General features: G+C 64.8%; 11 protein-coding genes. 6 read left to right on the top strand and 5 right to left on the bottom strand.

Going from position 1 to position 8,980, the window contains the following annotated elements; genetic code table 11:
- Positions 1 to 78 precede the first annotated feature (78 nt).
- Positions 79 to 1,248 (top strand): 4-hydroxybenzoate 3-monooxygenase, encoded by a 1,170-nt coding sequence (gene pobA / locus PMN64_RS40295; RefSeq protein WP_411784760.1) that lies wholly within the window; start codon positions 79 to 81, stop codon positions 1,246 to 1,248.
- A 288-nt stretch (positions 1,249 to 1,536) separates the two neighbouring features.
- On the top strand, positions 1,537 to 1,992 hold the full coding sequence (locus PMN64_RS40290) for a PaaI family thioesterase (RefSeq protein WP_411784759.1): 456 nt from the start codon (positions 1,537 to 1,539) through the stop codon (positions 1,990 to 1,992).
- Here PMN64_RS40290 and PMN64_RS40285 read toward each other — a convergent pair.
- Positions 1,989 to 2,882 (bottom strand): LysR family transcriptional regulator, encoded by an 894-nt coding sequence (locus PMN64_RS40285; protein ID WP_304497547.1) that lies wholly within the window; start codon positions 2,880 to 2,882, stop codon positions 1,989 to 1,991. The two genes, PMN64_RS40290 and PMN64_RS40285, sit on opposite strands and share 4 nt — an antisense overlap.
- Positions 2,883 to 3,002: 120 nt before the next feature.
- On the opposite strand from PMN64_RS40285, the gene PMN64_RS40280 reads away from it, so the two are divergent.
- Complete coding sequence (locus PMN64_RS40280) at positions 3,003 to 3,638, top strand: pyridoxamine 5'-phosphate oxidase family protein (RefSeq protein WP_411784758.1); 636 nt, start codon at positions 3,003 to 3,005, stop codon at positions 3,636 to 3,638.
- Here PMN64_RS40280 and PMN64_RS40275 read toward each other — a convergent pair.
- Entirely contained in the window at positions 3,635 to 4,366 is a 732-nt protein-coding gene (locus PMN64_RS40275; protein ID WP_411784757.1) for a glutathione S-transferase family protein, read from the bottom strand. The two genes, PMN64_RS40280 and PMN64_RS40275, sit on opposite strands and share 4 nt — an antisense overlap.
- Before the next feature lie 64 nt (positions 4,367 to 4,430).
- On the bottom strand, positions 4,431 to 4,664 hold the full coding sequence (locus PMN64_RS40270; protein ID WP_028336548.1) for a hypothetical protein: 234 nt from the start codon (positions 4,662 to 4,664) through the stop codon (positions 4,431 to 4,433).
- 219 nt (positions 4,665 to 4,883) lie between these two features.
- Between PMN64_RS40270 and PMN64_RS40265 the strand changes: the two genes are divergently transcribed.
- Together PMN64_RS40265 and PMN64_RS40260 are read left to right on the top strand one after the other, a co-directional pair.
- Positions 4,884 to 5,582 carry a helix-turn-helix transcriptional regulator gene (locus PMN64_RS40265; protein WP_016847472.1) on the top strand — a complete coding sequence of 233 codons (699 nt, stop codon included), beginning with the start codon at positions 4,884 to 4,886 and terminating at the stop codon, positions 5,580 to 5,582.
- Complete coding sequence (locus tag PMN64_RS40260; RefSeq protein WP_411784756.1) at positions 5,582 to 5,917, top strand: YkgJ family cysteine cluster protein; 336 nt, start codon at positions 5,582 to 5,584, stop codon at positions 5,915 to 5,917. Before PMN64_RS40265 ends, PMN64_RS40260 begins: the two co-directional genes overlap by 1 nt.
- Before the next feature lie 91 nt (positions 5,918 to 6,008).
- Here the strand turns inward: PMN64_RS40260 and PMN64_RS40255 are convergent, their stop codons facing one another.
- Complete coding sequence (locus PMN64_RS40255) at positions 6,009 to 6,416, bottom strand: hypothetical protein (RefSeq protein ID WP_411784755.1); 408 nt, start codon at positions 6,414 to 6,416, stop codon at positions 6,009 to 6,011.
- Positions 6,417 to 6,587: 171 nt separating this feature from the next.
- Positions 6,588 to 6,941, bottom strand: coding sequence for a DUF3307 domain-containing protein (locus PMN64_RS40250; RefSeq protein WP_411784754.1), 354 nt, complete (start codon positions 6,939 to 6,941; stop codon positions 6,588 to 6,590).
- Between the two features lie 440 nt (positions 6,942 to 7,381).
- Between PMN64_RS40250 and PMN64_RS40245 the strand changes: the two genes are divergently transcribed.
- A complete protein-coding gene (locus tag PMN64_RS40245) occupies positions 7,382 to 8,788 on the top strand; it encodes a TAXI family TRAP transporter solute-binding subunit (RefSeq protein WP_411784753.1) in 1,407 nt (468 codons plus the stop codon).
- Positions 8,789 to 8,980 lie beyond the last annotated feature (192 nt).

Genomic DNA, 8,980 nt, shown 5'->3' with positions numbered 1-8,980 from the left:
AGTTGCCTTGGCAAGTTGACGGCGCGCCCCGCGGCGCGGGCACCGGCTAAAAGCCTATCCGATCGGGAGGACAAGGTATTGCGGACAAAAGTAGCAATCATTGGCGCAGGTCCGGCCGGACTGTTGCTTGGGCAACTACTTCATACTTTCGGCGTAGACAACATCATTCTTGAGCGGCAGACCCCGGACTATGTGCTGGGGCGGATTCGCGCCGGGCTGCTCGAGGAAGGCACCGTGTCGCTGATCGAGAGCGTCGGCGCCGCGGCCCGGCTGCACCAGGAGGGCCTGATTCATCACGGTCTCGAGCTGGCGTTCGGCGGTGCGCGGCACCGCATCGACCTGCATGGCTCGACCGGCAAGACCGTGACCATCTACGGCCAGACCGAGGTCACGCTCGACCTGATGAATGCCCGCAAGGCCGCCGGCCTGACCTCGATCTACTCGGCGGCCGACGTCAAGCCGCTCGATTTCGACACCGATCATCCGCGCGTCAGCTACGTCAAGGACGGCGTCACCCACGAGATCGCCTGCGATTTCATCGCCGGCTGCGACGGCTTCCACGGCATCAGCCGCGCCAGCGTGCCGGCTTCGGCGATCACCAGCTACGAGCGGGTGTATCCGTTCGGCTGGCTCGGCATCCTCTCCGAGACGCCGCCGGTCTCGCCGGAGCTGATCTACAACAACCACGAGCGCGGCTTTGCGCTGTGCACGATGCGCTCGTCCCACCGCAGCCGCTATTACGTGCAGTGCCCGCTCGACGATCATGTCGACCAATGGTCGGACGATCGGTTCTGGGACGAGTTGAAGCGGCGCCTCGACCAGAAGGCCGCCGACGAGATCGTCACCGGCCCCTCGATCGAAAAGAGCATCGCGCCGCTGCGCAGCTTCGTCGCCGAGCCGATGCGGTTCGGCCGCATGTTCCTGGCCGGCGACGCCTCGCACATCGTGCCGCCGACCGGCGCCAAGGGCCTCAACCTTGCCGCCAGCGACGTGCATTATCTGTCGCAGGCGCTGCGCGAATATTACGACGAGAAGTCCTCCGCTGGCATCGATGGCTATTCGGGACGCGCGCTGGCGCGGGTCTGGAAGGCGGTGCGCTTCTCCTGGTGGATGACCTCGATGCTGCACAAATTCCCCGACGAGGGCGAATTCGCCGCGCGCATCCAGATCGCCGAGCTCGACTACCTCGTCAGCTCGAAGGCGGCCTCGACCTCGCTGTCGGAGAACTATGTGGGGCTGCCGTTCTAGGCGAGATCGCTGTTTCTTTCGTCGAGCAACCTCTCCGTTACACACTCAGCCGTCATACCCCGCGCATGCGGGGTATCCAGTACGCCGCGGCTTCTCGATTCATGCCGTGCGGTCTCTGGAATACTGGATCGCCCGGTCAAGCCGTGCGATGACAGCAGGAGATGTGGCGACAGGCCCGCGCTACATTCAAACACCCGCGCAAATCCCGTTTAAAACTTTGTAGGCGGTGAAACCGTCATCGACATCGCGTTCAATGGCGTCAACCCAACGTCATATGCGAGCTTTCAGATGAGCACCGATACGCAAGTCGTCCCCGATACTCCCCAGGACGTCCCTCAAGGCTTCGAGCCGCTGTTCCGCAAGAGCCCGCTCACCGAGCCCTGGGAGCCGCTTTACCAGAAGAAGACCGAGCGAGCCGTCATCATCGGCCTGCGGCTGGCGAGGCCGCACACCAACGGCCGCGGCCTGATTCATGGCGGCCTGATCGCCGCGCTTGCCGACAACGCGATGGGCTATAGCTGCGGCCAGGCGACCGGCTGGACCACCTCGTTCGTCACGATCTCGCTCGCGGTCGATTTCATAGGCTCCGCCAATGTCGGACAATGGCTCGCGATCGAGAGCGACGTGATCAAGACCGGCAGCACGATCTGCTTCGCGCAGAGCCTGATCAAGGCCGACGGGGTGACCATCGCGCGCGCCAACGGCACCTTCCGCGTGGTGCCGAAGAAGCCGCCGGTGAGCTAGTCGAAATACCAGTCGGTGATCTCGGTCACGAGATCGATGAAGGTCCGCACCTTGGCCGACAACAGCCGCGTCGTCGGATAGACGACGTGGATCGGCACCGCCGGCTGCTCGAACTCGGCGAGCACGATTTGGAGCCGTCGCGCCTTCAGCGATTCGGCGGCCTGGTAGGCCATCACCCGGGTCAGTCCGCCGTCCTGCTCGGCATACTGGATGGCAGCGTCCGAACTGTTGCTGGTGAAGCGCGGCGTAGGGGTAATGCGGACCTCGCGGCCATCCTCCATGAAGCGCCAATCCGGCGTCGCGGTCATGGCGCCGAACTGGATCGTGTCATGGGCGGTGAGATCCGCCGGCCGCTTCGGCCTGCCGCGAAGCTTGAGATAGCCGGCCGACGCCACCACGATGCGGCGCATCCGGCCGACATGCCGCGCCACCAGCGTCGAATCCGGCAGGTGCCCGATCCTGACCGCGAGGTCGACGCCGTCCTCGACGAGGTTGATTCTTCGATCCGACAGCCGCAGGTCGACGCCGACATCGGGATAGCGCTTCAGATAGGCGCTCACCACCGGGCTGACATGCAGCCGCCCGAAGCCGAACGGCGCCGAGATCACGAGGCGTCCCTCGGGGCGGGTGCGCTCGCTCTCCACCGCATCCTCAGCCTCCTCGACGTCGGCGAGGATCCGGCGCGCCCGCTCCAGATAGCGCGAGCCGGCGTCGGTCAGCGTCACCTGCCGCGTGGTCCGCTGCAGCAGCCGCGCGCCGAGCCGCTCCTCCAGCGCCGCGATCAGCCGCGTGATGGCGGACGGCGACAGCCCGAGCTTGCGCGCGGCGGGGGCGAAGCCCTCAAGGTCCGCCACCGCGACGAAGGCCTGCATGGCGTCGATCCGGTCCATGAGCACTATTGCATAATCGGCAACAGTGAAGTGTCAATGCACAAGATTGCTTACGATCTGGGAATGTCCATTTTAAGCGGCGAGGACAACCGCTTCAGGCGCCCGTCACGGGAGGCTCCGATGTCAGATGGTCACAGCTATGCGAGCGACGTCGCATTCAGTCCGGCGGTGAAGGCGATCCAGACCCGCAAGGGCTCGCGCGCCACCTACGCCGAGGTCGAGGCACATGGCGGCTGGCGAAGCGAGATCGACGAGAACCTCGCCGGCTTCCTCGGCGAGGTGAACAGCTTCTATCTCGCGACCGCGTCAGCCGACGGCCAGCCCTACATCCAGCATCGCGGCGGGCCGAAGGGCTTTATCAAGGTGCTCGACAAGCAAACCATCGCGTTCGCCGATTACAGCGGCAACCGCCAGTTCATCACCCAGGGCAACCTGTCGGAGAATGCCAAGGCGTATATCTTCGTGATGGATTATGCGCACCGCCGCCGCGTCAAGCTGTGGGGCGAGGCTAAGGTGGTGGAGGACGATCCGGCGCTGACGCGCGCGCTGATGCCGCAGGGGTATCGGGCGCGGCCCGAGCAGGTGATCCTGTTCAAGGTCACAGCGTGGGACATCAACTGCCCGCAGCATATTCCGCAGAAGTTCGACGCGGCCGACGTGGCGGCAGCGCTGGCCTCGCGCGACCAGCGCATTGCCGAGCTCGAGGCGGAGCTCGCCGCATTGAAGGGCGAGCCCGCTCCTGCCGCGCCGGCTTAGGCCGCCTGCTGCTGCAGCGGCGCCCAGGCGAATTCCGGATAATATTGCTTCATCATCCGGCCGACATAGGCGGTAAGATTGTCGAACTTCTCGGTGCGCTCGCGCAGCGGCGAATCGAAGAACGGGGTGAGGATTCCCGCCAGCGCGCCGAACGCGGTGGCATCGGTGCCGCACGGCGCAACGCCCATCAGATACGGCTTGTCGCCGAGCTGCACCGACAGCGCGAACAGCGAGCGGATCGCGAGATCGACGTCTTCGTCCGGCCCGTGGCGGCCGAGCCCGCTCAGCAGATAGTTCTCGGCAACGCGGAACTGGGCGTCCTCGCGCATCTTGTCGCGCATATGGTCGGGCGCGCCGTCGAAGAAATGCGCGGGCCCCTTGGCGAAATTGGTGTCGTCGACCCAGCGCGCGCCGACCAGCGCCCAGTAGACGTGATGCTCGATCATGCGCTCAAAGGCCCAGGCCTGGGCGCGCGCCTGCAGGCTGAGCGGCGCGTCGAAATCGAAGCCGTATTTGCCCTCGATATGGGCGCGGATGAAGGTCGAATCGGCGATCGTCTCGCCGTCGTCGGCGATGAACGGCAGCTGGCCCTTGGGAGAGGCCGGCGGCATCGCCTTCTCCTTGCGATAGTCGAGCCCGGCCATCTTGAGCTGGACCTCGGTTTTGGTCACGAAGGGGCTGATTTCCGGCAAGCCGAAGCCCGTGCCAAAGCCAAAAAGCGTAATCATATGAAGCTCCCGATCGCCTGTGGTCGTGAATTGAAGCTAGCCGTCCCCTGCTGCCAGCATGGTGTCAGCAGTAGTGGCATTCACTGTCGAACGGGCCGACGGGTGCGAGGCGGCGAACCGCCTCGCGAACGCGCTTGACCAGCCGTGCCCGCCCGTAGGACCAAACCGTGCTGATCGACTGTGCGATCAGCGCGACCAGGGCCCAGCGCAGGTCGCCGGAAGTGGAGTAGACCGTGACCAGCTGTTCCAGCGCAAAGCCTTGCGCCTGCCGGAAACCGAGTTCGTCAAGATTCGTCATGGACAAATTCCCTTCACTTGAGGTGTTGTCCTGATATAGCCCCCACCTGCTGCCAACATGCTGTCAGCAGCAGCCGGGCGGGACCCAGAAAAGTCTGCGCACCGAGAGACCACGAGCCCCGTCAAGACACTCGTCAAGACAGCTGCCGAGAGAGCTGCCAAGAGAGCTGACAAGACACTCGACAAGACACGTGCCAAGAGAGCGATCGAGAGAGTTGCCATGAGACGCGCCGACCGGCTGTTTCAGATCATCCAGGTGCTCCGCCGCACCCGTAAGCCTTTGACCGCCGATGCAATCGCCGCCGAGCTCGAGACATCGAAGCGGACGATCTATCGCGACATCGCCAGCCTGATCGAACAGCGGGTGCCGATCCGCGGCGAGGCCGGCATGGGCTACATCCTGGAGAAGGGATTCGACCTGCCGCCCTTGATGCTGACACCCGACGAGATCGAGGCCTGCGTGCTCGGCGCGCAATGGGTGGTGGGCCACGCCGATCCGGCGCTGGCGCGCGCGGCCGAGGACCTGATGGCCAAGATCGCCGAGACCGTACCCGACCGGCTGCGGCCGTTCGTGCTGGAGCCGGCAAGCCGGGCCCGCTCGGCCTGGAACCGGGAGCCCGACCGCATCGACATGGTCAGGACCCGCAGCCAGATCCATGAGGGCAAGAAGATTACGCTGAACTATCGCGACGAGCATGGCCGCGATAGCGAGCGCACGATCTGGCCGATCGCGGTCGGCTATCACGAGGCGGTGCGGCTGCTCGCCGCCTGGTGCGAGCTACGCAGGGATTTCCGCAGCTTCCGCACCGACCGTGTGGTCACGGCGGTCTATCACGACGAGAAATATCCGGAGCGGCGCGACCTGCTCAGGGCGCGCTGGCGGCGCAGCCTGGTCTGGGAAGCGCCGAGGGACACCTGATGGCCGACAACGCGATCGACGCGGCCGACGCAAGCCCCTGCCAGTCCTGCGGTGCCTGCTGCAGTTATTCGGAGAACTGGCCGCGCTTCACCATCGAGGACGACGCGCAGCTCGATCTGATCCCGGCGCGATTCGTCAACGCGCGACAATCAGGCATGCGCTGCGAGGGCGACCGCTGCTCGGCGCTATCGGGCCGGGTCGGAGAAGCAACGCGCTGCGAGGTCTATGCGGTGCGGCCGGAGGTGTGCCGGACCTGCCAGCCGGGCGACGCGGAATGCGCGATGGCGCGGCGCCGGCACGGGCTGCCGCTCATCCCGAGCGTGCAGCCGGGTTGAGCACGGCTCTTTTATTTGCGCATGATCTCCGCGCAAACGCGTTCCGCGTTTGTCGCGAGGGAAAACCGGTTTCCACTTTTCCGGATCATGCTTAAGCCGTCACGGTCACCGTCTCGCTGACGTCCTCGTCGTCGAGGTCGTCATCGACGACAGGCGCGAAGGTCGACAGCGGCTTGGTCGACAGCGTGATCGGCTTGCGGCCGCCATGCGAAACGGTCGCGGCGCGGACCGGCTCGCGCGACAGCGCGTAGAGCGTCGAGCCGACACGACCACCGGAATTCGCCAGCTCCCACTCGCTGCAGCTCGACGCGATCGCGACCGCGAGTGCGTGCAGATGGCTGCGGCGATAGCAGAACAGCGCGAGCTGCGCCCTGACATCGGGCGCGACATTGGCAACCAGCAACGAGAGCCCGTTCGGATTGGCGCGATACATCTGGCCGAGCAGGTCGTCGGCAACCGGGCAGGCATCGTTCTCGAAGGCGTCGCGGCTTGAAAACATTTGCAAATCCCCCTCGATCGGGAAGATGCCGCGTAATCCTCTAACGAAAGGTTAACCACGGCCTCCGGTCGCTTCCGGAGGGTCTTGCCCGTTGCGCGCGAATCACATCCGCCCGCCGCGGCCCGGCTGGATTTCTGGTCCAGGATGTGAGGAAAGGTGCGCGCGAACCGCTCAGTTCGCGGCCATGTAGATCGACAGCACGAAGCCGGTGAGGTGGTGCAGCGCCTGGTCGACCCCGATCAGGGTCCAGAACCAGGGATGGCCGGACTCCAGCGTCACGCCGAAATGCGAGGCGCAGATGCCCTTGCAACGATCGACGATGATGTGGATCACGAAGTCAATGAAGGCGACGTACCAGAACCGCGGCGCCACCACCAGGATCAGCGCCAGCGCGACCGCGAGATGGACCAGGCAATGCGCCAGCAGCGGCATGGCCCAGCCGGTCTTCTGGTCCTTGCCGATCGCCATCCAGGCGTTCTGCAGCATGAAGTCGGCGATGATGTGCTTTGCGGTGAGAAGCAACATCCATCCCACCAGGGCACCAACCGACACCGACGATGACATGGAAGGAAACAACAAGCTGACGCCCTTTTACTTCGATGAATGTGATTGCAAGAAATCCGGGTCAGGCCGTCAGCACAATTCCGCAAACCGAAGCGTGTCTCATTTATGACATCTCCGGCGCCGGAATGCACCTGCGCCTGCTCGAAAATCACATCTCGGTCCGGGCGTCGATAGTGGCAATGGTCATGTGGCATCGCGGCGCAGGCCGGCCGGGATTAAGGTTACGGCCGGCGGCCGGTTTGCATTCCCCCCGGGGAGGTATATCGTCGGCAACACAGGAAATTTTCTTTCTTTTATAGTCATTTACGGATTCACCGGGCAGCGCCGCGCCGATCGGGTTGTTGCGGCAGCGGGCCGTCCCGGACGGGTGATGAGCCAAGTGATCAGCCAGGTGATCAGCCATGAGTGCCGAAGCCCCCTCGCCTGCGCCGACGCCGCCGCGCCCTCCGGTCGCCAAACCGGTCGTCAAGACCAACCGCGCGCAGATCATCGTCTTCACCCTGCTGACGCTGCTCCTGAGCGCGGTCACCGTGATCGGCGGCCGCCTCTGGCTGCGCAATTCCGAAACGCTGGTGTTCGCGGTCGGCGATGCCAACGGCCCGGAGGCGAAATTCGCCGCCAAGCTTGCCACCGTGCTGAAGAACAATTCGTCGCGGCTGCGGCTGAAGATCGCGCCGAACCCCGACAACGCCAAGGCGCTGGCGCAATTCGATCGCCGCGACGCCTCGCTGGCCATCCTGCGCACCGACGCAAGGGTGCCGCCGCGTGCCCGCGCCATCGCGATCCTCGAGCATGACGTGGTGCTGGTGCTCAGCCCCGGCGGCAAGAAGATCAAATCGCTGAGCGAGCTCAAGAAGAAGCGGATCGCGGTCGTCGGCGACGGCGAGAGCAACGTCAATTTCGTGCGCAGCGCGCTCGAGATTGCCGACAGCCCCGACGCGGCGCAGCGGGTACAGCAGGCGCCGCCGAACACACCTTTCGACAAGCTGTTCGCCTCCGGCTTTGCCGCCGTGCTCGCGATCGAGCATGCCTCGAAGATCGTGAAGGACAAGGCCTACGAGCAATATGCCAAGCGCGCCGGCGGCTTCACGCTGAATGCGATCGACGCGGCCAAGGCGCTGGCGCGCAAATACCCGGCGATTTCGGAGGAGACGGTCTCGACCGGCATGCTGTCGTCCTCGCCGGCGATCCCCGATGACGAGGTCGACACCATCGGGCTGGAATGGCTGCTGGTCGCGCAATCCTCGATGTCCACGACGACAGCCGCCGAGCTCGCGCGCATCGTCTATGAGAACAAGTCGGAACTTGCGCTCGACGACGGCTTCGCCTCCAAGATCGAGCCGGCGGCGACCGACAAGGACGCCTTCATCGTCGCCCATCAGGGCGCCGCCGAATACATCAACGACGACACCAAGTCGTTCATGGATCGCTACAGCGACGTGATGTATCTCGCTGCCGCCGCGCTCAGCATCATCGGCTCGATCTTCGCGGCGATCTACACCAAGATCACCCGCGTCGCACCGGAGAAGGCCAGCGAGCTGGCGGGCAGGATCCTCGACATCGGCGAGCGCGTCGAGCACGCCACTTGCGCCGAGCATCTCGACGAATTGCAGGACGAGCTGGAGGCGATCCTGCGCGGCGCGGTGATCGGGCTGCGCGACGGCACCGTTTCCGGCGACGGAATGGACACGTTCAAGCTCGGCTACGAATTGGTCCGCGACGAGATCGCGCTGCGCCGCGATCACCTCAAGCGCCACCCGGCGACGCCGGACGAGAACCTCGTGGTGGTGAAGGCGGCGAATGGGTGAAACCAAGCCGTTGGTTACGTACCACTGTCGTCCCTGCGAAAGCAGGGACCCATACGCCGCGGCGGGTGTTGTTGAAGGGACTCGTCGTTCCGACGACGCGCGTCAATCAGCATCGGTGGTTATGGGTCCCTGCTTTCGTGTTTGATCCCTGCTGATTGGTTGGATGGAATCGGTGTAGAACGAGGCGTGGCC

The organism is Bradyrhizobium sp. UFLA01-814, from assembly GCF_046718885.1.
GTDB classification, from domain to species: Bacteria; Pseudomonadota; Alphaproteobacteria; order Rhizobiales; family Xanthobacteraceae; genus Bradyrhizobium; species Bradyrhizobium elkanii.
The sequence above is the reverse complement of the archived record's forward strand: the minus strand, read 5'-3'. Positions and strand labels throughout refer to the sequence as shown.

Bases quoted from the DNA above. Each gene is read 5' to 3' on its own strand.
- PMN64_RS40270 (WP_028336548.1), bottom strand. From the start codon at position 4,664: ATGACGAATCTTGACGAACTCGGTTTCCGGCAGGCGCAAGGCTTTGCG.
- PMN64_RS40275 (WP_411784757.1), bottom strand. From the start codon at position 4,366: ATGATTACGCTTTTTGGCTTTGGCACGGGCTTCGGCTTGCCGGAAATC.
- PMN64_RS40245 (WP_411784753.1), top strand. From the start codon at position 7,382: ATGAGTGCCGAAGCCCCCTCGCCTGCGCCGACGCCGCCGCGCCCTCCG.
- PMN64_RS40265 (WP_016847472.1), top strand. From the start codon at position 4,884: ATGAGACGCGCCGACCGGCTGTTTCAGATCATCCAGGTGCTCCGCCGC.
- PMN64_RS40250 (WP_411784754.1), bottom strand. From the start codon at position 6,941: ATGTTGCTTCTCACCGCAAAGCACATCATCGCCGACTTCATGCTGCAG.
- PMN64_RS40255 (WP_411784755.1), bottom strand. From the start codon at position 6,416: ATGTTTTCAAGCCGCGACGCCTTCGAGAACGATGCCTGCCCGGTTGCC.
- PMN64_RS40280 (WP_411784758.1), top strand. From the start codon at position 3,003: ATGTCAGATGGTCACAGCTATGCGAGCGACGTCGCATTCAGTCCGGCG.
- PMN64_RS40290 (WP_411784759.1), top strand. From the start codon at position 1,537: ATGAGCACCGATACGCAAGTCGTCCCCGATACTCCCCAGGACGTCCCT.
- PMN64_RS40285 (WP_304497547.1), bottom strand. From the start codon at position 2,882: ATGGACCGGATCGACGCCATGCAGGCCTTCGTCGCGGTGGCGGACCTT.
- PMN64_RS40260 (WP_411784756.1), top strand. From the start codon at position 5,582: ATGGCCGACAACGCGATCGACGCGGCCGACGCAAGCCCCTGCCAGTCC.